Origin of the sequence: Myxococcus hansupus (assembly GCF_000280925.3) — a bacterium.
Taxonomy (GTDB): domain Bacteria; phylum Myxococcota; class Myxococcia; order Myxococcales; family Myxococcaceae; genus Myxococcus; species Myxococcus hansupus.
In genome coordinates this window covers 3827253-3848948 of record NZ_CP012109.1, presented here as the reverse complement: position 1 = coordinate 3848948, position 21696 = coordinate 3827253, and the positions used below count along the sequence as shown (strand labels likewise).

The 21696-nt window shown below is 69.2% G+C and carries 19 protein-coding genes; 8 read left to right on the top strand and 11 right to left on the bottom strand.

Annotated features, from left to right (window positions below; translation table 11 throughout):
* The first annotated feature begins 1 nt into the window (after position 1).
* Positions 2 to 1075, top strand: a complete 1074-nt coding sequence (locus tag A176_RS14940; protein ID WP_002639580.1) for a hypothetical protein — start codon at positions 2 to 4, stop codon at positions 1073 to 1075.
* A 90-nt stretch (positions 1076 to 1165) separates the two neighbouring features.
* Here the strand turns inward: A176_RS14940 and A176_RS14935 are convergent, their stop codons facing one another.
* Genes A176_RS14935 through A176_RS14920 form a run of 4 tightly spaced genes read right to left on the bottom strand, consistent with a single transcriptional unit; the run spans position 1166 to position 7485 of the window.
* A complete protein-coding gene (locus A176_RS14935) occupies positions 1166 to 2455 on the bottom strand; it encodes an Nramp family divalent metal transporter (protein ID WP_002639579.1) in 1290 nt (429 codons plus the stop codon).
* A 35-nt stretch (positions 2456 to 2490) separates the two neighbouring features.
* Positions 2491 to 3534, bottom strand: a complete 1044-nt coding sequence (locus tag A176_RS14930; protein ID WP_002639578.1) for an alpha/beta fold hydrolase — start codon at positions 3532 to 3534, stop codon at positions 2491 to 2493.
* A gap of 24 nt (positions 3535 to 3558) precedes the next feature.
* Positions 3559 to 5106 carry a GMC family oxidoreductase N-terminal domain-containing protein gene (locus A176_RS14925; protein WP_002639577.1) on the bottom strand — a complete coding sequence of 516 codons (1548 nt, stop codon included), beginning with the start codon at positions 5104 to 5106 and terminating at the stop codon, positions 3559 to 3561.
* Between the two features lie 12 nt (positions 5107 to 5118).
* Positions 5119 to 7485 carry a GMC oxidoreductase gene (locus tag A176_RS14920; RefSeq protein WP_002639576.1) on the bottom strand — a complete coding sequence of 789 codons (2367 nt, stop codon included), beginning with the start codon at positions 7483 to 7485 and terminating at the stop codon, positions 5119 to 5121.
* A gap of 354 nt (positions 7486 to 7839) precedes the next feature.
* Here A176_RS14920 and A176_RS14915 point away from each other — a divergent pair, with 354 nt between their 5' ends.
* Positions 7840 to 8226, top strand: a complete 387-nt coding sequence (locus A176_RS14915) for a type II secretion system protein GspG (RefSeq protein WP_158513090.1) — start codon at positions 7840 to 7842, stop codon at positions 8224 to 8226.
* Between the two features lie 73 nt (positions 8227 to 8299).
* A complete protein-coding gene (locus A176_RS14910; protein ID WP_002639574.1) occupies positions 8300 to 8725 on the top strand; it encodes a type II secretion system protein GspG in 426 nt (141 codons plus the stop codon).
* Positions 8726 to 8738: 13 nt separating this feature from the next.
* Here the strand turns inward: A176_RS14910 and A176_RS14905 are convergent, their stop codons facing one another.
* Together A176_RS14905 and A176_RS14900 are read right to left on the bottom strand one after the other, a co-directional pair.
* Complete coding sequence (locus A176_RS14905; RefSeq protein ID WP_002639573.1) at positions 8739 to 9440, bottom strand: type 1 glutamine amidotransferase; 702 nt, start codon at positions 9438 to 9440, stop codon at positions 8739 to 8741.
* 46 nt (positions 9441 to 9486) lie between these two features.
* Positions 9487 to 9759 (bottom strand): hypothetical protein, encoded by a 273-nt coding sequence (locus A176_RS14900; RefSeq protein WP_226994323.1) that lies wholly within the window; start codon positions 9757 to 9759, stop codon positions 9487 to 9489.
* A gap of 205 nt (positions 9760 to 9964) precedes the next feature.
* On the opposite strand from A176_RS14900, the gene A176_RS38680 reads away from it, so the two are divergent.
* Positions 9965 to 10636 carry a hypothetical protein gene (locus A176_RS38680; protein ID WP_144429546.1) on the top strand — a complete coding sequence of 224 codons (672 nt, stop codon included), beginning with the start codon at positions 9965 to 9967 and terminating at the stop codon, positions 10634 to 10636.
* 80 nt (positions 10637 to 10716) lie between these two features.
* Here the strand turns inward: A176_RS38680 and tesB are convergent, their stop codons facing one another.
* A complete protein-coding gene (gene tesB, locus A176_RS14895; RefSeq protein WP_002639571.1) occupies positions 10717 to 11586 on the bottom strand; it encodes an acyl-CoA thioesterase II in 870 nt (289 codons plus the stop codon).
* 254 nt (positions 11587 to 11840) lie between these two features.
* Between tesB and A176_RS14890 the strand changes: the two genes are divergently transcribed.
* Positions 11841 to 12764 (top strand): bile acid:sodium symporter family protein, encoded by a 924-nt coding sequence (locus A176_RS14890; protein WP_002639570.1) that lies wholly within the window; start codon positions 11841 to 11843, stop codon positions 12762 to 12764.
* Entirely contained in the window at positions 12764 to 13750 is a 987-nt protein-coding gene (locus A176_RS14885) for a hypothetical protein (RefSeq protein WP_002639569.1), read from the top strand. The genes A176_RS14890 and A176_RS14885 overlap by 1 nt, the downstream gene beginning before the upstream one ends.
* 95 nt (positions 13751 to 13845) lie before the next feature.
* Here the strand turns inward: A176_RS14885 and A176_RS14880 are convergent, their stop codons facing one another.
* From A176_RS14880 to A176_RS14870, 3 genes are all read right to left on the bottom strand, one after another.
* Positions 13846 to 14334 carry an FKBP-type peptidyl-prolyl cis-trans isomerase gene (locus tag A176_RS14880; protein WP_002639568.1) on the bottom strand — a complete coding sequence of 163 codons (489 nt, stop codon included), beginning with the start codon at positions 14332 to 14334 and terminating at the stop codon, positions 13846 to 13848.
* Positions 14335 to 14452: 118 nt separating this feature from the next.
* A complete protein-coding gene (locus A176_RS14875; RefSeq protein ID WP_021780967.1) occupies positions 14453 to 16171 on the bottom strand; it encodes a ribonuclease H-like domain-containing protein in 1719 nt (572 codons plus the stop codon).
* A 15-nt stretch (positions 16172 to 16186) separates the two neighbouring features.
* Positions 16187 to 18604 carry a DEAD/DEAH box helicase gene (locus A176_RS14870; RefSeq protein ID WP_002639566.1) on the bottom strand — a complete coding sequence of 806 codons (2418 nt, stop codon included), beginning with the start codon at positions 18602 to 18604 and terminating at the stop codon, positions 16187 to 16189.
* 122 nt (positions 18605 to 18726) lie between these two features.
* Here A176_RS14870 and A176_RS14865 point away from each other — a divergent pair, with 122 nt between their 5' ends.
* Positions 18727 to 19974 (top strand): ArsB/NhaD family transporter, encoded by a 1248-nt coding sequence (locus tag A176_RS14865; RefSeq protein WP_002639565.1) that lies wholly within the window; start codon positions 18727 to 18729, stop codon positions 19972 to 19974.
* 12 nt (positions 19975 to 19986) lie between these two features.
* Here A176_RS14865 and A176_RS14860 read toward each other — a convergent pair whose 3' ends face one another.
* Positions 19987 to 20820: a hypothetical protein gene (locus tag A176_RS14860; RefSeq protein ID WP_002639564.1), complete on the bottom strand. Its 834-nt coding sequence runs from the start codon at positions 20818 to 20820 to the stop codon at positions 19987 to 19989.
* Between the two features lie 173 nt (positions 20821 to 20993).
* Between A176_RS14860 and A176_RS14855 the strand changes: the two genes are divergently transcribed.
* A complete protein-coding gene (locus A176_RS14855; RefSeq protein ID WP_002639563.1) occupies positions 20994 to 21695 on the top strand; it encodes a GspE/PulE/PilB domain-containing protein in 702 nt (233 codons plus the stop codon).
* The last annotated feature ends 1 nt before the right edge of the window (position 21696 follow it).

Below are 21696 nucleotides of genomic sequence, written 5' to 3'. Positions count from 1 at the left end.
CATGCCTTCGAGCGAGCGCGCCAATCTGCCGCGTTGGAAGGGGCAGCAGGGCTGTTTCGAAATCTGGTTCTTGTGCGTGCTCGACCCGGGCGGTGAGCGCGCCTGGTGGTTCCGCTACACCCGCTTCACCCCCGCGCCGGGAGCGCCGGGCGAGCCCCGCGCCATGCTGTGGGCCGCGGCCTTCGACGCCGCGTCTCCCTCGCCCGCGCTGGGACTCAAAGCCATCCATCCCCTCTCCCACTTCGTCACCGAATCCTCGGGGCGCTTCGGCATTCGGATTGGCGATGCGGAGCTGGCCCCCGGGCGGTGCAACGGCCACGTCGAGTCCGGAGGGCACGCCATCGCGTGGGACCTGCGCTACACGCCCGAGGCGGGCCAGGCCGTGCGCCGCACCCCACGCGGGGCGAACCTGCTGCCGCTGCCCACGCAAGTGGCCCATTCCCAGGACGACATGTGCTTCACCGGCACCGTCACGGTGGACGGACACCGGTACGAGGTCCAGGGCGCGCCCGGCCTGCAGAAGCACCTCTGGGGCCACCGGCGGCTGGAGGAGCTGACGTGGCTCTACGTGCCGCGCTTCCAGGAGGACCCGGACGCGCGGCTGGAGGCCCTCTCCGTGCGGCCTCGGCGCTCCGTCCTCAGTCCGCGGCTGACGCCCATCTACCTGCGGACCGGGCAGACGGAGCACGCCTTCCACGAGGCTCCGAACCTCCTCTTCACGAACATGTCCGTACCCCGCGCGGGCGTGCTGACATTCCATGCGGGCTCGGCCACCGTGGCGGTGAAGGGCCGAGCGTGGTGTGAGCCTCGCACGCTCGTCGGTTACGTGTACCGCGACCCCACGGGCTGGGATGTCCACGTGGCCCAGAGTGACGTGGCCACCTGCGAGTTGGAGCGCTTCACCCGTCCCCACCCCTTCGCGGCGTGGCGTCCGGCGGGCCGGCTGACGTCCACGGTGGGCGCCCTCGAGTTCCACGCTCCCGAGCCCATGGAGGGGGTGCGCTACATCGGCTGGGACGAGACGTCTCTCGCGGACCCGGGCGCGGCGGCGCCCTCCATCGCCAGGGGCGCCTGACGCTCGCAGGCACCCCTCCCCTTGCGAACCGCGTTCAGTGCCTCGTTCGCGCCCACGTCGAGGAACATCGCGAGCGGAGCCTGATGTCCCTCAGCGCTCCATCAGCTTGAGGACCGCGTCCAATGCTTCGCTCGCGCCCACGCCGAGGAACAGCAGCAGCGTGGCGACGAGCGCGGCATTGACGAGCCAGCCGTTGCGCAGGCCGCCCACCCAGTCGCGGCGGTTGTTCATCCACAGCAGCGTCGCGGCGAGCAGCGGCATGAACAGCGAGCCCATGACCGCATACGCGAGCTGTGCGCGCTGCAAAGGCAGCCACAGCAAAGGCAGGGGCACCACCGCCAGCGCCACCAGGTACCAGCGCCACTCCCGCGTCTCACGCAAGGGGACCTTCGCCACGGGCTCCTCGCGGTGGACGCGGAGGAAGTCCGCGAAGAGGTACGGAATCCCTTCCCAGACGCCCAGCAGGCTGGAGAACACGGCGGCCCAGAAGCCCCACAGGAAGAGCCAGTACCCGAGCGGGCCCACCACATCGCCCAGGCGCTGCGCCAGCAGCATGGCCACGCGCAGCCCGCTGCCCTGGAGCTGCACCGTGGAGCCGATGACGACCATCGCGATGCCGAACAGCGCCGTCAGCGAGTAGCCCACCGCGAGGTCGGCCTGACACGTGCGGAGCCAGCCGGTGCCCTCACGGCCCCGCTCTCGAATCCAGTAGCCATAGGACAGCACCGTCACCGTGCCGCCCACGCCACCCAACAGGCCGAGCACCCACGCCGTGCCCCCTTCCGGCATCTTCGGAATCACGAGCCCACGGGCCGCGGCGCTCCAGTCCGGCCCCGAGGCCACGGCCGTGACAATCACCGTGACGAACATCACCCCGATGCAGACGGCCATCAGCCGCTCGAAGAAGCGGAAGCCTCCCGCCCACACGAGCCCCAGGCCCAGCAGCGAGTGCAGCACGCCCCAGATGCGGCGAGACGTCTCCGGGTCCTCCGACAGCGGCCACAGCGCGTCGCCCGCCGCGCCGCAGGCGGAGATGAGCGCGCCCCCCGTGAAGAAGCTCCAGCCGAGCAGGTAGAGGAAGAACGCGTAGCGCAGCCAGGCGCCGAAGCGGGCCCAGCCTTCCAGCACCGTCGTCCCCGTGGCGAGCTGCCACCGGGCGATGCCTTCGTTGAGGAAGCCCTTCAGCACCGCGCCCACGACGGCGGCCCAGAGGATGCTCATCCCCACCGCCGACCCGCCCAGGCTCGCGGTGAGCAGATCGCCCGCGCCCACGCCCGTGGCCGCGACGAGCATTCCGGGCCCGAAGCGGGCCATCAACCCCAAGCCAGCGGGAGGAGCACCGGCCGTCGACTGCGCCGTTGAAGGAGAGGACGTGTCCATGGGCCTTGCCCCGGACGGTAACCCGCCGCCCCGGCTCAGGCCATGGCCTCCAGCGCGTCGAGCAGCACCGGGTACGTGTCCCGTGACGCGGTGCTTCCCATGAAGGTGTCCAGGTGGCCGTAGTCCGCGAGCACCTTGCGTTGGTAGTACGACGCGCCGTTCTCCTCGCGGAGCCACTCGTAGGTGAGCTCCGTGGACGCCGGCATGTACGTGCCGTTCTGCTCGCCGGACACGAAGGTGATGGGACGCTTCAGGTGCTCCGCGCGGAGATAGGACGGAGGCTTCTCGCGGCCATAGCGCCGGCGGTTCTCCTCGCGGCCGTAGTCGAAGCTCAGCGCGTAGCCCGCTCGCGCCATCTGCGCCAGGTGGCGGAACGTCAGCATGTTGCAGGGGCCGAACTGCTCGTCGAGCCGGTCATGCGTCTCCCGGTTGATGCGCGCGTGCCGGAAGAGCTGCCCGTACATGAACGTCAGCCGCTTGCACACGGTGCTGTCGCATTCGTGCCGGAACAGGTCCACCAGCGTGCCGAAGGCCGCCTGGAACAGCGGGCTGCGAGGGTCCTCGTCGGGCGTGAGGTAGTCGCGGGTGATGTCCAACACGTCCGGCACCCGCAGCATGGCCTTGAGGTGCGTGGAGGGCGGGACGATGTGGTGCAGCGCCACCTGGGAGGCGACCACGCTGTGCACGTCGGGCAGGTGTCCCGCCGCCATGGACATGAAGAACGTCGCCGAGCCCGCGCAGTGGGCCACCGCCTGGACGGACTTCGCGCCGGTGCGCTCGCGCACCTGTCGCACGGCGGCGGGCATGTCGTGCAGGGCCGCCTCGTCCAGGGTGAACTGACGCACCGGTAGCTCCACGCTGGCACGCCAGTCCAGCAGCCACGTGTCGTAGCCGTGGCGCACGAGGAACTGGACGAAGTTCTCCCGCACCGTGGGCAGCATGAACATGCCGCTCCAGACCCCCGCGCCGTGGACGAGCAGGACCGGCCCTTTCGACCCTCCCTGGTAACGGGTGAGCTGCAACGGAACGCCGTCGCCCGCGGGAAAGTCGTGCCGCTCGGCGGCTGGAAAGCTGTCCATGGAATGTGCCTCGTGTGCCTTCGTTCAGAAACCGTGCACCACGGCCTCGGCGATTCGCTCGGCCACGGCGCTGATGGTCATCACCGGGTGGAACCCGATGGCGGTCGGGATGACGGCTCCGTCCGCCACATGCAGCCCGGGATAGTGAAAGACCTCGCCCTCTGCTGACACCACGCCCCCGTCGGGAGTCTCCGCCAGGTGGGCGCCGCCCAGCGAATGCACCGTGAAAGGCCGCTTGAAGAGCTGCCAGGTAATCAGCGGTGAAAACGTGGCGCCGTACTGCGCCGCCAGCTCGCGCATCGCCTGGGACATCCGGCGCACCAGCTCCGCGTTCTCGCCCGCGAAGTCCCACGCCACGTCCAGCTCGCCCCCCTTCAGGTGCATGCGTCCGTTGGCGTTGTCCTGCCCGATGCCAAAGAGGTTCGACGTGCGCGCGGCGTCCACGTCCTTGCGCAACGGCCGGCTCATCAGCCCCTTCGCGAACGCCTTGTGGACCACCGGGCCCAGGCAGGTCCACATCGGAGCACCCCACCCTTGGAAGGGGCCGGCGTCCGGTTGGCCCATCCCCGCGAGCACCTCCGTCGCGGGGCGGTTGAACGTGGCCGTCACCAGCGTGAAGCGCGGCTTCGAATCGGTGAAGCGCATCACCGTGGACACGTCGGGGCCCACCCAGGGCTGGATGTCCTCGCGAGCGCCCTGCATGGACGCCAGGAAGTCACCGTTGCCCGAATAGCCGTGGCCCAGCCTCCGGCTCACCCGGGGCAACGTGCGCGCCACGTCGCGGCTTCGCAGGAGGAGCTCCACCGACCCCAGCGTCCCCGCCGCCAGCACCACGCGCGAGCCATCGATGACGTGCTTCTCCCCCGACACCAGGTCCTGGCAGTAGACGCGATAGCCGTCACGCACCGGCGCGACGTGCGTCACCAGCGTGCGGGCCAGCACGTGGGCGCCCAGCGCCTCGGCTCGCGCCAGGTACGTCAGGTCCAGGGTGTTCTTCGCGCCGTGCTGGCAGCCGAACTCGCATTCCGCGCAGAGCTGGCACACGCGGCGGTTTGGTCCTGGCGGCTCCTTGAAGGCCACCGCCACCGGTGGGTCGAACGTCTCGCGGCCCATGCCCCGCGCGGCGCGCAGGAAGAGGTCCCGCTTGCGCAGGGGCAGCTCGGGAGGCACCGGGTTGAGCCGCAGCTCGTGGGCCACGCGGTCGAAGTATGGCTCCAGGGTGTCGCGGCGGTACGAGGCGGGCCAGCGAGGGTCCTCGAACACCTCCGCGTCCGGGCGCACGTGAACGTTGGCGTAGATGAGCGAGCCGCCCCCCACGCCGCTCGCCGTCACCGTGCCGATGCCGGACAGGAAGCGCACGTCGAAGAGGCCCTGGGCCTGATGCCTCGAAGGCTGTTGCCAGAGCAGCTCGTCCGCGCGCGTCACGTCCCGAGGGAAGCCTCCGGGCCGGTAGCGCTTGCCGCGCTCCAGGACGACCACCGACTTGCCCGCCTGGGACAAGCGCAGCGCATTGATGGAGCCCCCGAACCCCGAGCCCACGATGACGACGTCATACCGCGGTGTCTTCGGCACGGTGGGCCTCCCCTATTCCAGCTTGGTGCGCGCGAAGACGTCCCAGAGGTTGCCCATGAACATGTTGCCAAACCGCCTCAGCGCGTTTGCCTTCGCCAGCGGTGACGACGTGCCCAGCACGGTGAAGGTGGTGAGCTGCTGGAGGAAGTCCGGCATGCCCAGGCGGATGATTCCGGTGGCCACCACGGGGGCCTCTCGGTCCTCGCCCCGGCGGATGACGGTGTGGAGCGTGGACGTGTCGCTCCACATGTCGAAGCCGTCGTCGTCGCGGACGTGTTTGTAGCCGTCCAGCAGGTACTGGCGCCCATCCAGGCCGGTGAAGGGCAGCAGGTAGAGCATCCGCCGCTCGTAGTAGCTGTCCGTGTCCACGAAGAGGTTGAACACGCCGCGCTCCACCTTGGCGCCCCCGGGAGACGTGAAGCCGTGGGCATGGAGCGTGCCCTGAACGATGCCCGTGTGCGCCTTCTCCGCGAGGAAGCGGTCCAGGTTGGGCAAGGTGATGGTGACGGTGAACTCGGCGACGTGGCCCTCCGCCTTCCCCTCCTCCTCCGCGCCCTGGAAGTCCGTCTCCGGGACATGGGCCGACGTGATGAAACCCCGCATCCGTTCGGTGAAGCGCAGGCCCACCACGGGCGTTGGCGACAACACCGTTCCCCCCTCTGGAATCACCACACTCCGCATCGGGTCCTCCCTGGGCACCACCCGCGTGGGTGCCACTTCCATGGACATCCGCATCGACGCTCGGAAAGGTTCCACCGCGCTCCGGCCCGCGGGCGTCCCCGCGCGCTCCGGCGCCGTCCAGGCCGGGTGTCCCAGCGCATTTCGGATGGCGAGCTCGACGTTGCGCTCCGCCACCGCGGCGATGGTGGAGGACGGATTGACGCCCGTGCTCGCGGGCAGCGCGGCGCCGTCCAGGACGTACAGGCCAGGGTGGCCGTGCACTTCACCCTCGGGCGTGAGGACGCCGTAAGCCGGCTCCTCCGCCATGGCGCAGCCCCCCAGGTTGTGCACGGACACGGGGATGTGCAGCCGGTCCCAGAGCGGGTTGTAGACACTGCGCGCGCCCAGCGCCCTCGCGATGTCCTGGCAGAGCTGCTCCTGCGTCCGGTACAGCGCCAGGTTGGCGGGCACGTCCCAGCGCAGCTCCAGGCTCTTCGACAAGGGGCTCAGCGAGAGACGGCCGTTGGAGCGATCCCTCCCCATGGCCAGGAACACGGCCTGGAAGCGGCCGCGCTGTTTCTCGATGGCGGACGCGGTGCCCGCGCGGCTTCGCAGGGCCTGTACCAGCTCCTTCTGGAGAAGGTCCGAGGGGACGCGGACGTCCCGGCCCAGGAGGTCAATCACCTGAAGGAAGCCCGCCGCCTGCCCTGGGTGGCCGCCCTCCTGGAACAGGAACCACGTCTTGTCCTTCCCCTGCCCCTCGTCCACCACGAAGCTGGTGGTGATGGTGGGACCTTCGGACGGGTCCCACGTGTCACGGGTCTCGAAGGCGAAGGCGAGGAAGTCACCGTTGGCCGAGTAGCGGTGCCCCAGCCGGTCGCTGATGCGCGGCAACGTGCCGAACGTGTCGCGGCAGCGCAGCAGCAGCTCGGTGGTGTTCACGGTGCCCGCGCAGAGGAACACGCGTCTGGCGTCCACGGTGCGCGCGGCCCCGCCCTCGGCGTGGTCGGTGTACGTGACGCGGTAGCCTTCGGGTGACAGCGGCTCGATGCGGGTGGCCTCGGCCTGGGTGGTCATCTCCGCGCCGCGTTGCTCGGCGACGGCCAGGTAGTTCAGGTCCAGGGTGTTCTTCGCTCGGACGTTGCAGCCGATGTCACACTCGCCGCAGTAGTTGCAGCCTTCCTGCGCGACGCCGAACTTGTTGGGCATCGGCTCGCCGCTGGGGGCGAAGCGCACTGCGAGGTCCGGATAGAAGAACTGGGGCTCGCGGCCGAGCTGACGCGCCGCTTCCCGCATCCGCTTCGCCTTGGTGGGCAGGCCCCGGGCGGACGCGGTGATGGGCTGGAGGTCCAGCATGTACGCGACCAGGTCGTAATACGGGTCCAGCGCGGCGCGGCTGTAGCCCGCTGGCCAGTCCGAATCGAAGGTCTCCGGGGGCGGTCGGAGGTGGACGTTGGCGTAGATGAGCGAGCCGCCGCCGTACCCCGCGGATTGGACGATGCTCATGCCGGGCAGCAGCTTGATGTCGAAGAGGCCCTGGCCGTACTGCCACAGCCAACCGTTGAAGGGGTTGCTCCAGTCGCGGGGGAAACTCCCCTTCGGGTAACGCAGGCCCCGCTCCAGGACGCGCACGGACAGGCCCGCCTGCGCCAGACGGCAGGCGGCCACCGCTCCCCCGAAGCCGGTGCCAATCACCAGCGCGTCGTACGTCGGCGCCATGTTCCCCCTCGTCTCGACCCGTCCCCCAAGGGCAGGTTTCAACTGCCATCCTATTAACGCACGAGGGTCTGATCCTTCGACCTCCACACACCGAGCGGTGCCAACCCCTTGATTTCGCTGTTTCACGCGCAGGGGCGCGTATCGGGCACGCCGGCTGCACTGCGCCTGGGGCGAGCCGGATGTCTTGGCTCAGCCCTGCCGGAGGCGCGTGCAACGCCCTGGCAACGGCAGACATGGCGGCACGGCGGCGGCGCACGCGACTGACACAACGTCACACGAGGTCACGACTCAGCGATGAGACCCACTCAGAAGCCGCGGCGCCGTTCCCCTCCGGGCGTAACGTTGATCGAGTTCATGGTCATCTTCGCGATCATGGGCCTCATCGCCGCGATCGCGGGATCGATCACGCTCGCGGTCCACAGGGACATGGCGAAGCCAAGCCGGGCGAGGACCGATCTCACGATCATCGCGCTAGGCCTCGAGCTTCACCAATGCAGGACAGGAAGCTTCCCAGACACCGACACAGGGTTGGCGGCCCTGGAGCAATCAGGGGTGCTCGAACAGCCCCCATTGGATCCCTGGGGTCATCGCTACGTGTACGTCAATGATGACGGCCACCCGGTCGTGATGAGCCATGGCGAGGAAGGCGTCGCGGGCGGAACCGGGTCAGGCCAGGACGTCACCATCAAGGTGGCGCCTCGTGTCCCGCGCCCTCGCGACGGTCCGCACTGCGCCCCCTGAATCGGCAGGCAGCTTCGCCCTGTCTCCGCGCGCAGCTCGAAGTCATCCCATCACAGGAGGTTGAAATTCAAAGATGAAGCTCACCCAGAAGGTGGACTCGCGGCACCGTCGCGCGCGTGGCGGAACCGCATGCGAGTACATGATCATCCTCCTCATTTTCGGTCTCGTCGTCACGGCCATGTTCGTGGTCGTGATTCACCCCAAGCTGCAAGCAGCGAGGAGGGACCGAGCCAGCCTGGACCTCCATGGCCTTGCAGCGGCACTCAAGCGCCACGACACGAAGACGGGGCAATACCCGACCACGTCCTCCGCATTTGCGGAGATCGTGCGGTCAGGCACGCTCGATGTGCTTCTCACGGACCCCTGGGGCCGGGATTACGTGTACGTCAACGAAGGCGATGCTCCGTTCGTCCTGTCATATGGGGCTGACGGTGTCGCGGGGGGCCAGGGGCACGATGCGGATATCGTGGTGAAAGTCGTGCAGCACGTGGCCCCTTGACCATCACGCTGATTCAGCGGCCCGCCGCCACGCGCGCGAAGTGGTTCGCCAGACGGTGCAGCACCTCGGTGTTGTCCGCCTCGGCCGCCTTCAGCTTGGGGAGCTGTGCCTTCAACTCCTGAAGGTTCTTCCCCCGCTGCTGAAGACTTTCCGCCTCGATGTCGAGCCATCGCCCCATCTCCGTCGCCGTCAGCTCCAGATGGAACTGGAAGCCATAGGACGCGCCCAGCCGGAAGGCCTGTTGGGTGTACCGGTCCGTGGAGGCCAGCAGCGTTGCATCGGGCACTGGCGCATAGGTGTCACCATGCCAGTGCGCGACCACCGTGCGCGGCTTCGCCCCCGACAGCACCGGGTCCTGCTGCGCGGCGGCGGTCCAGCGCACGGGGCCCACGCCCACCTCGAAGCCGTTCTTCCCGGCGGACACCTCCGAACCCGCCGCCGCCGCGAGCATCTGCGCGCCCAGGCAGAAGCCCAGGCAGGGGCGCTCGTAGGCGAGCCGCTCCATCAGGATGCCGAGTTCCTGGCGCAGGAAGGGGTGCTGGTCCGACTCGTAGACGGCCATGCGGCCACCCATGACCACGAGCAGCTCCGCGTCCACGTCCTCCCGGCGCACGGCGCGGAAGCGCGGCACCAGCGTGAATCCCGCCGCCTGTAGTGCCGGCGCCAACAGGCCCGGCCCCTCATGCTCTTCGTGCTGGAACACCACCGCGCGCATCGACGTCACCTCCCGAACGACGGGCCCGGGGCCCTCGGGAGTCATCCTAGGTGCACGACGGGCACTTGTTGAGGCAGATGCCGACCTGTCGCCCGGATTCCTTCACGCAGGACTGGTTGCGAGCGCAGTTCTCATCACTGGTGCAGCCGAGCTCACAACGGCTGAGGGTGGACTCCGCGCAGTACTGCCCGGGATGACAGGGCTCCGCGTCCAGGAAGCTGCCGCAGTCGGTGTAACCCTGTTCCAGCGGAGCCATGACACAGGCGCTCGACGCCAGCGCGAAGACGGAAACCACGGCCAGCAAGAATCGGGAACGCATCGCGGGACCTTTCGGGAGCAGGAAGAAGCTGCCTGTCTGCTCCCGACGGCCGTCACGCCGCCGTATTCACGACATGTGTGATCGACTCCGCCCGTGGCGCTCGCCGAACCTGACGCGCCGGCGCCGCCGGTGGAATGTGTGCAGTCCGATGCCCGAGGGCCAACGTTGACGGGTGGAAGAAGGCGCGTGCTATGCAGCGCCAGCCATGCACACGTCTGCCCTGCTGAGTTTTGTCCGTGCCCTGCCGATGGGCCTCTGCGCGCTGTCGATTATCGCCTGCGGTCCCTCAGACTCCTCTGATGATGTGCCCCGTCGTGATGTACCCACGGGTCTGCATGGCAATCTTCAGGTGGAGTACAACGGCGAGTGGGAAGCCTACGACCCCTTGGGCCAACGCTTCGACACCTTGGGACGACGCTTTCCGTCGGACGTGCATCGCTTTGCCCTCGGCGGATTCACCAGTGTGAGAGTCTCGTCGAGTGGTCCTGGGACGACCGATGCGTTGGTCTTCGACCTGCACCTGGACAAGACTGTTTTAGGCTCGGGCCCAACAACCTTGGTCATCGACGGACAAATCGGGGTTTCTGTTGCAGGCAATGACAATCTGCCCCCGCCCACCTTCGTACCTCGTGGGAGCCATTCCGCGAGGGTGCAACGGGCATGGGTCCGTGCCAGTTGTGGCGGTGAGATCTATTTCGAAGAAACCGCTCAGCAGGACATAAAAGGCAGCATCGAATTTCGACTCAATACCTTGGAGCGGGTGTCGGGCCGCCTCGTCATCGAGATGTCCGGGCAAGCGGCCGGCCCGTGTCCGATACGTCAGGCTCGCGCCGACCTCGAGTTTGACGTCGTTCCATCCGAGGACCACAACCCTTGATCGGCACCCACGCCGGTCTCTGCACGCCCGTGAGGGTGAGTTCCGCCCCACACCTGGGTGTGGGGCGGCGACCTCGACGCTCAGGCCTTGGCCTTCTTGATGCGCAGCAGCCCTTCCTGGGCCACCGAGGCCACGAGCCGGCCGTCACGCGTGTAGACGCTGCCCCGTGAGAGCCCGCGCGCATTGCCCGCCCAGGGGCTGTCCATGGAGTACAGCAGCCAGTCGCTCACCTTCAGGTCCCCGTGGAACCACAGGGCGTGATCCAGGCTGGCCCCCAGGATGTGGGGCTGGAAGAAGCTGGCCCCGTGCGGCTGGAGCGCGGTGCTGATGAGGTTGAAGTCGGACGCGTAGGCCAGCACGTACCGGTGCACCTGTGGGTCCTCCGGGAGGTCCCCGTTGGCCCGGAACCACACGTGCTTGATGGGCGCCTTGGCCACCGGATTGAACGGATCCACCGGCGCCACGGGGCGAATCTCAATGGGCTTCTCGCCCAGGAACTTCTCGCGCAGCGCCGGAGGGATGCGGTCCGCCAGTTGCCCGAGCAGCTCCTGCTCGGTGGCCAGCCCCTCCGGACCGGGGACCTCGGGCATGGGCGCGTGGTGGGCGAAGCCGTCCTCATCCCCGTGGAACGAGGCGATCATCGTCAAGATGGGCTCCCCCTTCTGGACGGCCACGACGCGGCGGGTCGTGATGCTGCCGCCGTCCCGGACCCGGTCCACCGTGTAGACCACGGGGAGGGACGCATCCCCCGGACGAAGGAAGTACCCGTGCAGGGAGTGGACGTGGCGCCCAGCCGGCACCGTCTGGCTGCCCGCGGACAGCGCCTGTCCCAGCACCTGGCCGCCGAAGAGCTGGCGGAACCCCAGGTCCTGGCTCCTGCCGCGAAACAGGTTCTCCTCGATTTTCTCCAGCTTCAGGAGCTCCAACAGCTCGTTCAGGACTCGGCTCATGGCCCTCTCCTAACCGACCCCGGCCCCCCTGTCTCGGGCGCCGAGCACCCGGAAAGCGTCCCGCCCCGGACCTCCGCCCGCATGTTTCATCCTTGAATTACACGTTTCAAGTCGCCGCGCCGCACTGCATCAATGACATACAGCGTCATAGGTTGCGCGGCGTCCACGCAACCTTTTGGAGCAGGAGGCTTGAAGCACCCTGCCCTCCTGCGCGACGCTCCTGCTCAACGCAAGACACTCCATTTGGGGGGCGCATGCAGTCGAATGTATTCACGGCGGTGCTCATGCCGCTGGCGCTGGCAATCATCATGCTGGGGCTCGGACTGGCGCTGACGGTCGCGGACTTCAAACGCGTCATCGTCTATCCCCGGGCCATCCTGGTGGGGCTTGTCTGTCAGATGTTGCTGCTGCCCGTGGCGTGCGCGCTCATCGCCCATGCCTTCGGGCTGCCGCCGGAGCTGGCGGTGGGGTTGATGCTGCTGGCGGCGTCGCCTGGCGGGGCCACGGCGAACCTCTTCAGCCACCTGGCGCGCGGGGACGTGGCGCTCAACATCACGCTGACGGCGGTGAACAGCGCGCTGTCGCTCGTCACCCTGCCCCTCATCATCAACCTGTCGCTCGCGCACTTCATGGACGACTCGCGCGCGGTGCCCATGCAGTTCGCGAAAATCGTCCAGGTGGTGCTCATCGTGCTGGTGCCGGTGAGCGTGGGCATGTTCATCCGCTCGCGCAGCACGGCCCTGGCGCAGCGCATGGACAAGCCCATCCGGCTCTTGTCCACGGTGTTCCTCCTCGCGGTCATCGGCGCGTCCGTCTACACGGAGCGCGCGAACGCCCTCAGCTTCTTCCGGCAGGTGGGCCCGGCGGCGCTGGCCTTCAACCTGGTCAGCCTGGGCGTGGGCTACTTCGTGCCCATGCTGCTGCGTCTGCCCAAGCGTCAGGCGATTGCCATTGGCATGGAGATCGGCATCCACAACGGGATGCTGGCCATCGCCATCGCGCTCAGCCCCACGCTGCTGGCCAACTCCACCATGGCCATTCCGCCGGCCATCTACAGCCTCATCATGTACTTCACCGCCGCGGCGTTCGGCTTCTACGTCAGCCGGCGCCTCCCGGACGAGCCGAACGCTCCCGCCGTTCCCCACACCCCCACGTCCCTCTCCGAGAAGGTGTCTTGATGACGCTGCGTCGAACGCTGTCCGCGCTTTCGCTGTCGCTCTGCCTGGGGGCCGCCGCGCCCGCCGCCGCTTCCTCGGCCCAGGAAGAGCGCTCCGCCGTGCCGGAGACGCCGCAGACCACGCCCGACCCCAGTGACACGCCGAACGCGGCCACGCTCCCGCCCCTGGGCCCGGACGTGCGCCTCTACTTCACCACCTTCAACGTGTTCCGCTGGAACCCGCTGGGCCTGGAGTCCCAGAACCGCCTCATCCTCCAGAAGCGCCTGTACGAAGGTCAGTCCCTGCTGACGCGGGACAACTTCGTCAACGGGGGTGTTTCGCTCAAGGCCAACCCGGCGGCGCTGAAGGTGGGGCCCGTGGTGGAGTTCCAGCCGCTGGCCATCCTCAACCTGCGCGCGACCTACGAGTACGTGCGCTTCATGGGGACCATGGGGTTTCTCCAGTCGTACGGCGACCCGCGGATGGACTTCTCGGACGACGCGCGAAGCCTCACGGAGGGCCGCTCGTACAGCACGTCGGGCCACCACTACATCGTGGAGCCCACGCTCCAGGCGAAGTTCGGCTCCATCGTGGTGCGCTCCAAGGCGTCCGTCGAGTACTGGAACATGGACCTGCGCGAGGGCAGCGCCGCGACGTTCTATGACCCGCTGCTCGACACCCTCGTGCCTGGGCGGGGCTGGGTCTTCACCAACGACAGCGACCTGCTGATGCTGGCCACCCCGCAGCTCACGGTGGGCGCTCGCTTCAGCGCGGTGTGGCCTCGCTACACGGACCGCATGGGCCCGGGCGCGGCGGAGGTGGACAACAGCCACATGCGCGTGGGGCCCCTGCTCGCCTACGCCTTCACCACGCGCGAGGGCACCGCGTTCAACAAGCCCACGCTGCTGGTGCACGCGTCCTGGTACCTGAAGCACCCGAACCGGGTGGGCCTGGTGCCCTACATGATCGCGGGCTTCGCCTTCACGTCCGACATCCTCGGCGGATAGCCGTGGGGGTCGCCGGGCGGCGGGCTGAACACCGCCCCGCCCGGCGAGGAACCGCGAGGCAGGCCCCGAGTCAGGGCCCGCCTACGCTACGGGACTCAGTGTTCGTGGTCGTCGTGCGGACCGTGGGCGTGGCCGTGCTCCAGCTCTTCCTTCGTCGCCTCGCGCACGTCGCGCACGGTGACCTCGAAGTGGAGCGTCTTGCCCGCCAGCGGGTGGTTGAAGTCCACCATCACCGTGTCGGCCTTCACTTCCTTGATGATGAAGTCCACCTCGTCGCCGTCCGGGTCCGTGGCGCTGAGCACGCCGCCGGCGACCATCTCCAGGCCCTCGGGGAACTCCGTCTTGGGAACTTCCTCGATGCCTTCCGGGTCGTAGTCGCCGTAGCCCTCGTCCGGGGTCACCGTCACCTTGAGGGTGTCGCCACGCGCCTTGCCCTCGAGGGCCTTCTCCAGGCCGGGAACGATTTCGTCATGGCCCTGCAGATAGACGAGCGGCTCTCCCGGGTCGCTCTCGTCCACGGCCTCGCCGTCGCCGAGGTGCAGGCGGTAATCGATGGAGACAACGCTGTCCTTGGTAATTTTCATGGGGCCCTCATAGCGCACGGCCGTGGCGCATGCCTCAATGTTGTGCCCGTCTGACAATGGAGCGAGCAGCCCGCCCTGCCCGACTGTCCGATTCCAGGGAGGTGGCAACCCGGAACGCTCAGGTCCCCGACCGGGGGCTGCCCAGCCCCATTCGCAGGTCCAGCGCGGGCGTCCGGGTGCTCCGGGCGATTCGCGCCTCCAGCCGGACGACGCGGCGCTGATGGTCCGGGGGTGTCTCCGCCGCCTTGGACAGCTTCGCGTGGTGCAGCGCCTTCGCGAGGTCCTTGAGGGCGTGCTCGTACAGCTTGGAGAGGTCGAGGTGCAGGGTCGCTGCCTGGAAGCCCCGGGCCGCCTCGAGCGCCCGGTGCAGGTGCGTGGCCGCGGACGGGGCATCCCCCGCCTTGCGGGACAGCCGGGAGGCCAGCGCCAGCGCCTCGATGCCCACCGCGCCGCGGTCCCCCGCCGCAGCGGCCCGGGCAAAGGCCTGGGCCCGTTCGTAGTCGCGTGCCCGGAGCGCCACGCCCGCGAAGCCCAGCAGGTCCCGAGGGTCCTCGCTCCGGGGAACGGCCGCCCCCTCGCCCCCGGCCCGGAAGCGGCGCACCAGCTCGCCGAGCAGGGCCGCCAGGAGCAACAGGTCGTTGATGTTGTGCTCCAGCACCGGCGTCAGCGCCGAGCCGTCACCGCCGCGCAGGTAGCGGAAATACAGCTCCGGAATCTGCGAGCCGTCCACGTCGTCCACCCGGCGGAAGCCCAGGACCTGGTCCTCCAGGTGGACCAGCCGGGTTCCGGCGCCCCGGTGTTTGAAGACGCGGCGGGCGCAGTGGAGCAGGTCCAGGTGCGGCAGCTCCGCGGGCGCGGCGACGCGGTTGAGGACGAAGCGCGTTCGCAGCAGCGGCCAGTCGAAGCTCTTGCCGTTGAACGTGACGAGGCAGGAGGAGGCCGCCATGCGCTCGGCGAGCGCCCGGAGCATGGGCCCCTCTTCCCCCAGGCGCCGCAGGAAGAGCTGGTGCACCTTGAGCGAGCGCCCCTCGAACCAGGCCAGGCCCACGAGGAACGGCACCGTGCCCGTGCCGCCCGCGAGCCCCGTGGTCTCCGTGTCGAGGAAGAGCATCCGCTGGTAGTCCACGCCGGCCAGGTCGGCGTGCAGCGCGAGGCTCGCCACGAGCGAGCCCTCCACGTCCAGCGCAGCCGCCACGGGCGCGGAGCCGTGGCGGTGGTCGGGCGGATGGATGCGCTCGGAGACGTGGACCGTCCCGTACGTCGTGGTCCGCGCCTCCACGGGCAGCGGTCCCCGGGGCGGCGCGGGCGTGGCGCCCCTGCGTGCCGCCGCGAGCTCCTGGCGCTCGGACCAGTCCGACAGCATCCGGCGCAGGGCATCGACCCGTGGGTCGCGCGCTGCCGGTGAGGACGGCGTCGCTTCGAGGGCCGCCGACGTCGACGCACGGAGCGCCGCGTCCCGGCTCTGGGAAACTTCGGGCGAGGTCTCCGCGCTTGAAGGCACACGGAGGGGCGCCGTGCCCTCGAGCGTCTGCGTTGCGAAGGGGTTCCCGACGAGGCCGGCCCCCTGTGCCACGTTCCGTGCGGCCGTGCCGTGGGGGGCGGCGTCCGTTGGGCGCAGGTTCTCCGCGCCTTCGCCGCCATGGCTGCCGGATTCCGATGGCGCCCGCTGCCCCGCTTCATCCAAGGAGGTCTGGGCTCGAAGCGAAGATGGTTCGCCCGCGACCGATGACGTGCCAGCGGCGGGCTCGGACGTGGGTGCGGGCACGGCGGGGCGCGAGGGGGCCTTGCCCCCAGGTCCCACGCTCGTCAGGCGCGACAGCTTGCGCTTCAGGTCCACGACCGCGCCTCCCTGCTACTGCATCCCCGCGATGCCCAATGCCGACAGGACTTCGAGCCCCAGCCGCTTGCGCGGATGCGGGTCCACGGGCGCCTGTCCCGGCAACGTGCCCGTCGCGGGGCCGATGCACGCGGGGCATCCGTCCTCGCACGCGCACGACTCCAGCAGCCGGCGCGCGCGGTTCAGCAGTTCGTCGCGCTGGTCATACAGCCGTGCCGCCAGCCCCACGCCGCCGGGCACGTTGTCGTACAGGAAGATGGTGGGGTCGAAGCCCACGCCCCCGTCCTTGCGCGGCGGTCCCTCCGCGTCGTCCCGGCTGCCGAGCGTCTTGCCCAAGTCCCTGGGGTCGATCATCAGCCCCACGCACGCCACCGTCCGCAGCGCCGTGGTGATGCCACGAAGCGCGTCGATGACCGCGGGGCGCGGCGCGCGCATCGACCGAACCACCGCCTCCGGCACCGTCAACCAGAGCGCGGCGGTGTGCATCTGCATCTCCGGCAGCGCCACCTCGCCGTAACCGACGTTCTCATGGGTGTGGTACTTGATCTTCTTGTACCCCACGACCTTCTCGATGACGCTCACCTCGCCCATGCCCGCCTGCAGGTCGGGCCCCATGGGCGCGGAATGGTCCTCCTGGATGGCGTGGACCCGCACGTAGGTCATCGCGTCGGTGAAGTAGTCCGGCGCCACCTTCCGCACGTAGGCCTTGTGGTTCTCGTAGTCGAAGCGTTCGACTTGATACTGCTCGGCCTCGTGTTGGTAGATGGCCTGCTCGTGCAGCATCGTGTGCGCCGAGCGGAAGTCCATCTCCGCCAAGGTCCTATCCGTCCCCTTCTCGATGATGACCACGTTGTCCCAGCCCACGCTGCGCAGGGACACGTGGTTCGCCGGGTACGCATCCGTGGACCAATGAAACACGCGGCGGCCCGTCTCGCCGATGGTCGGATGCACCACCTCGTGCTGCGCGAGGAAGCCCAGCGCCTCTGCGGTCGACTCGGGTGGCACATCCCCGAAAGGCTCCCCCTCTTCGAAGGGCAGCTCGAACGACGCGCACTTGAGGTGCTGAACGAGAATCTCCACGTTGTCCGGGTCGATGCGCGCGTGCTCCACCGGTGAGCCCACGAGGAAGCGCGGGTCTCCAGCGAGGTACTGGTCCAACGGCGCGCTCGACGTCACGAGCAACGCCAGGCTGCCCGCACCCCGGCGCCCTGCCCGACCGAAGCGCTGCATCAGCGCGGCCACGGAGCCCGGGTAGCCCGCGCACACCACCGCGTCCAGCGAGCCGATGTCGATGCCCAGCTCCAACGCGTTGGTCGCCACCACGCACCGGACCTCGCCCGCGCGCAGCGCCGCCTCCGTCGCGCGTCGCGTGCCCGGCAGGTAGCCGCCGCGGTAGCCCTGGATGAGGGACGGGTCCAGCTTCTCCTCGACGAAGCGGTCGCGGAGGTACTTGAGCATCACCTCGATGTTGTTGCGCGACTGGCCGAACAGCAGCGTGGACACGCCCGCGCGCACCAGGTCCGCCGTCAGCCGCACCGCCGTCTTCAGGTAGCTGGCGCGGATGCCCAGCTCGGGATTCAACACGGGCGGGTTGAACACCATCACGCGCCGCTCGCCCGAAGGCGCGCCGCTCTCCGACACCAGCGACACCTCGCGCCCGAGCATCCGCCGCGCGTGCGCCTCCGGGTTGCCGATGGTGGCGGACGCCGCGATGAACACCGGGTCCGCGCCATGGAAACGCGCCACCCGCTGGAGCCGGCGCAGCACGTTGGCCAGGTGCGAGCCGAAGACGCCGCGGTACGTGTGCAGCTCGTCGATGACGACGTAGCGCAGGTTGGAGAACAATCGCGCCCAGCTCGCGTGGTGCGGGAGGATGCCCGTGTGCAGCATGTCCGGGTTGGTGAGCAGCACCCCGCTGCGCTCCCGGGCCGCCCGCCGCGCATCCGCGGGCGTGTCACCGTCGAAGGTGATGGCGCCATGGGACAGCCCCGCCTCGCGCATGAACGCGCGGAGGGACTCCTCCTGGTCGCGCGACAGGGCCTTGGTGGGAAACAGGTACAGGGCCCGGGCCTGGGGCTCGTGGGCGAAGCGGTCCAGCAGCGGCAGGTTGTAGCAGAGGCTCTTTCCCGAGGCGGTGGGCGTGGCGATGACGATGCTGCGCCCGTCACGCACCAGCCGGTACGCCTCCGCTTGATGGGAGAAGAGCTGGGTGATGCCGCGCTGGTGGAGCGCCTCGCGCACCTGCGGCGCCACTTCCTCCGGAATGGGCGCGAAGGCGCCGGGGCGCGCGGGGGTCTTCTCGTCCAACGCGAAGCAGGACCAGAGCCGCCGGTCCGCCTTCCATCCGTCCAGGACGGAGTCCAGTCCACTGGGGGCGTTCCACGGCGTGCGGCGGGCCCCTCCGAAAGCGCCCGGTTCCTTCTCTGGCTTCATGGGGCGGGCACTGTACAGACGTGTACCGGACCAAACAACGCGAGAGCGCTGTTCATTTGTTTGACCTCCAGCGAAAAACATGACGGGGCGGCCTGGAAGGTCCTGCACTACTGTGCCGCGCCGTGGCCCTCGCCATCTTCCTGTTCACCTACGTCTTCATCGCCGGTGCGCGTCTTCCGTACCTGAAGCTGGACCGCCCCGGCGGCGCGCTGTTGGGCGCCGTGCTCATGGTCGTCTGCGGCGTCGTCACGTCCGACGAGGTCTACAACTACAGCGACAATCCAGAGCGGCACGCCATCGACGCGGACACCATCGTCCTGCTGCTGGGCATGATGTTGCTGGCCGCCTACATGTCGCAGGCGGCCGTCTTCCGCACCGCGGGGGCCTGGGCCGTGAAACACGCCCACACGCCCCGGAAGCTCTTGCTCGCGGTGACGTTCATCTCGGCCGGGCTGTCCGCGTTCCTGGTGAATGACACCGTGTGTTTGATGCTCACGCCGCTGGTGTTGGCCACCGTGGAGGCTGCGCGCCTGCCGCCCGCGCCGTACCTGCTGGCCGTCTGCATGGGGAGCAACAGCGGCTCGGTGGCCACGTTCACCGGCAACCCGCAGAACATGCTCATCCAGGGCGCGTCCGGCCTGTCCTACGCCAGCTTCGCCGCGTACATGGCCCTGCCCGCCCTGCTCTCGACAATCGTCGTTGCCGCGGGGTTGCTCTACCTCTTCCGGAATGAGCTGCCAGACCATCGCTTCGCGCCCAATCCACCACCACCGCCGGTGGACCTGAGCCTCCTGATTCTCACGCTGGGGGTGCTGGCCGGCGTGGTGGTGGCCTTCTTCTCCGGCATGCCCATGAGCTGGAGCGCGCTGGCGGGCGCGGCGTTGGTGATGGCCCTGGCCCGGCGGGAGCCTCGCGAGGCGCTGGAGCGCGTGGACTGGGTGCTGCTGCTCTTCTTCGCCAGCCTGTTCGTGGTCGTCTACGGCGTGAACAAGCACGGCTACGCGGAGGACATCCGGGTGCTGTTCGCCCCCCTCATGGCGGGCCCGCCCTTGTCCGAGATGTTGGGCTTCGCCGGGCTGACGCTGGTGGCGTCCAACCTCTTCAGCAACGTGCCCTTCGTCATGCTGGCGCGGACCTGGGTGCCCACGCTGCATGACGCGGAGTTGGGGTGGCACGTGCTCGCGCTCGGCTCCACGCTGGCGGGCAACCTCACCCTGGTGGGCAGCGTGGCCAACCTCATCGTCTTCGAGGCCGCGCGCGGCAAGGTCGACATGGGCTTCGTCAGATTCCTCCGCGTGGGAGTCCCCGTGACGCTGGTCAGCTTCGTGGTGGGGCTGACCGTGCTGCTCGTGGAGCACGCGCTGTTCTGAGAAGCCCCGCGCTCAGGGGTCCGGGTCGGGCAGCTCGCCCGGCGCCAGGCCGTCCTCGGGCACCGGCGTCATGACGGGCGCGGGGGCCCCCGCCTTGCCGGGAACGACGTCCGAACCCACCGAGCCGCCTCGGGCCACGGGCGGCGCCCCGCCGCGATCCCTGGGCGTCAGGTCCTGCACGAACGTGCGCGCCACCTCGTCCAGCAGGGAGGTCATCGCCGCGCGGAAGAGCGACGGGTCCTTCCCCACCTTGAATGGATCCAGATGCGCCTTGCCCTGTTCCACCTGGTCCAGGGCGAAGGGCCGGCGCCACACCTCCGTGCGCCCGTCCAAGGTGAACATGCGGCCATAGCCCCGCAGGTACGCGCCCGCGCGGCCGTCATCGCTGCGCATGCCGTAGTCCACGATGACGAACTCGACGATGGTGTCCGCGCCCAGCGAGGCCACCAGGTCGTAGTCGGGCGCGTTGGCGGGGACCTCCTCCACGAGGAAGCTCTCCAGCACCGACGCCACCCGCGCCGGGTCCACCACGTGCGTCCACGGGAACTCGCGCGGCAGTTGCGACAGGGTCGTCACCCGCAGGCGCTCGGAGACCTCGAAGCGCGTCACGGCCTGGAGCAGCTTCACCGTCAGCCGGCGGTCGGCCTCCACGGGCTCCAGCTTCTTGAGTTTGTTCCGGTACGCCGAGTCCTCCCGGAACACGAGGCTCTTGGGGCCCGCCCCGTCCTCGATGCGAGAGATGAAGGCCGGACGCCGGACGCGGTCCAGGTCCGCGCCAGCCAGGCGCTGCGACGCACAGCCCGATACAAGCACCAGTGCGAGAAACGGCAGAATCCGTCGCGTCATGTGACAGGGGTTCTACCCCATTCCCGGCGCTCACGCTCCTCCTCGGCCCCACCCCGCCTGCCTGGCCTCGGACACCGCGTGACAGGCTGCTATGCTGCGCGGCCGTGAAACAGCCGCCCGTCGCACCCTCTGCCTCACTCCCTGGCCGCAAGCGCCGGCTGGGTGAGATTCTCATGGACGCTGGCCTCCTGTCGGAGACCGAGCTCCGCTCCGCCCTCGCCGAGCAACGCAAGTGGGGCGGCAAGCTGGGCCTCACGCTGGTGCAGATGGGCTTCGTGGACGAAAGCTCCATGGTGCACGCCCTGTCGCGGCAGCTCTCCATTCCCACGGTGGACCTGGAGAACCACACTCCGTCCGCGGTGGCCCTCCAGGCGCTCCGGGCGGACATCGCCGAGCGCTACACCGTCTTCCCCACCGCCGCGGACCCGGCCACCAAGTCGCTCACGGTCGCCACCGCCGACCCCACCAACGTGGAGTCCTTCCAGGAGCTGGCGTTCCACAGCGGCCAGCGGCTCCAGGTGGTCGTCGCGAGCGCGTCGTCCATCGAGCGCGCCATCCGCCGCCACTACCACGGAGAGGTCACCTCCGCGACGGCGACGCCGCTGGCCTTCGGCATGGACGAGCCCACGTTCGAGCTGGCGCCACCCGCCGAGTCCGCGTCAACGCCCGTGCCCCTGCGCCCCGCCTCGGCTTCGCCCATGGCCCAGGCCGCCCGTGAGAACGAGCTGTCCCAGCGAGTGGAGGCGCTGACGCAGCAGGTGGCCGGGCTGGAGCGGATGGTGGCCCAGCAGGCCCGTTCCCTTCGGGCCATGCTGGAGCTGCTGGAGACCCGGGGCCTCGTCACCCGGGATGACTACCTCGCCAAGGTGCGCTGAC

Bases quoted from the DNA above. Each gene is read 5' to 3' on its own strand.
- A176_RS14940 (WP_002639580.1), top strand. From the start codon at position 2: ATGCCTTCGAGCGAGCGCGCCAATCTGCCGCGTTGGAAGGGGCAGCAG.
- A176_RS14935 (WP_002639579.1), bottom strand. From the start codon at position 2,455: ATGGACACGTCCTCTCCTTCAACGGCGCAGTCGACGGCCGGTGCTCCT.
- A176_RS14930 (WP_002639578.1), bottom strand. From the start codon at position 3,534: ATGGACAGCTTTCCAGCCGCCGAGCGGCACGACTTTCCCGCGGGCGAC.
- A176_RS14920 (WP_002639576.1), bottom strand. From the start codon at position 7,485: ATGGCGCCGACGTACGACGCGCTGGTGATTGGCACCGGCTTCGGGGGA.
- A176_RS14915 (WP_158513090.1), top strand. From the start codon at position 7,840: ATGGTCATCTTCGCGATCATGGGCCTCATCGCCGCGATCGCGGGATCG.
- A176_RS14910 (WP_002639574.1), top strand. From the start codon at position 8,300: ATGAAGCTCACCCAGAAGGTGGACTCGCGGCACCGTCGCGCGCGTGGC.
- A176_RS14905 (WP_002639573.1), bottom strand. From the start codon at position 9,440: ATGCGCGCGGTGGTGTTCCAGCACGAAGAGCATGAGGGGCCGGGCCTG.
- A176_RS14900 (WP_226994323.1), bottom strand. From the start codon at position 9,759: ATGCGTTCCCGATTCTTGCTGGCCGTGGTTTCCGTCTTCGCGCTGGCG.
- A176_RS38680 (WP_144429546.1), top strand. From the start codon at position 9,965: ATGCACACGTCTGCCCTGCTGAGTTTTGTCCGTGCCCTGCCGATGGGC.
- tesB (WP_002639571.1), bottom strand. From the start codon at position 11,586: ATGAGCCGAGTCCTGAACGAGCTGTTGGAGCTCCTGAAGCTGGAGAAA.
- A176_RS14890 (WP_002639570.1), top strand. From the start codon at position 11,841: ATGCAGTCGAATGTATTCACGGCGGTGCTCATGCCGCTGGCGCTGGCA.
- A176_RS14885 (WP_002639569.1), top strand. From the start codon at position 12,764: ATGACGCTGCGTCGAACGCTGTCCGCGCTTTCGCTGTCGCTCTGCCTG.
- A176_RS14880 (WP_002639568.1), bottom strand. From the start codon at position 14,334: ATGAAAATTACCAAGGACAGCGTTGTCTCCATCGATTACCGCCTGCAC.
- A176_RS14870 (WP_002639566.1), bottom strand. From the start codon at position 18,604: ATGAAGCCAGAGAAGGAACCGGGCGCTTTCGGAGGGGCCCGCCGCACG.
- A176_RS14860 (WP_002639564.1), bottom strand. From the start codon at position 20,820: ATGACGCGACGGATTCTGCCGTTTCTCGCACTGGTGCTTGTATCGGGC.
- A176_RS14855 (WP_002639563.1), top strand. From the start codon at position 20,994: ATGGACGCTGGCCTCCTGTCGGAGACCGAGCTCCGCTCCGCCCTCGCC.